Genomic DNA, 341 nt, shown 5'->3' on the forward strand with positions numbered 1-341 from the left:
TTGTCCTTTTGGACACAAGTTAAAGATGATTGGCAAAAAATCCCTGGGTAAAAAATTACGCTACCAGCCTGCTAAACTGTGGGTCGAAGATCAGTATCTCGAAACCTATACCTGTGACTGTGAAGATTGCGTTGATCAACAGGCCGGCGGTACAGCTTTTTACAGCGCCCAGGCACCGGGAAATTTATTTTTACATAGTTCCATTACAGCTGAATTGTTAAGTAACATTGTTTATCAAAAATACAGTCTGGGAACTCCTTTGTATCGGCAGTTAAAGGACTGGCAACGGCTAGGCTGGAAAACAAGTGAGTCAACTTTGTCGCGCGCTGTCATCAATGGTT

The 341-nt window shown here is 43.1% G+C and carries 1 protein-coding gene; it reads left to right on the top strand.

From position 1 onward, the window contains the following. Positions 1 to 25: 25 nt before the first annotated feature. Positions 26 to 341, top strand: a 316-nt coding sequence (locus LFYK43_RS12360; RefSeq protein WP_148095644.1) for an IS66 family transposase, incomplete at its 3' end; no start/stop codon positions are given.

It is taken from the genome of Ligilactobacillus salitolerans (assembly GCF_003864415.1).
Taxonomy (GTDB): domain Bacteria; phylum Bacillota; class Bacilli; order Lactobacillales; family Lactobacillaceae; genus Ligilactobacillus; species Ligilactobacillus salitolerans.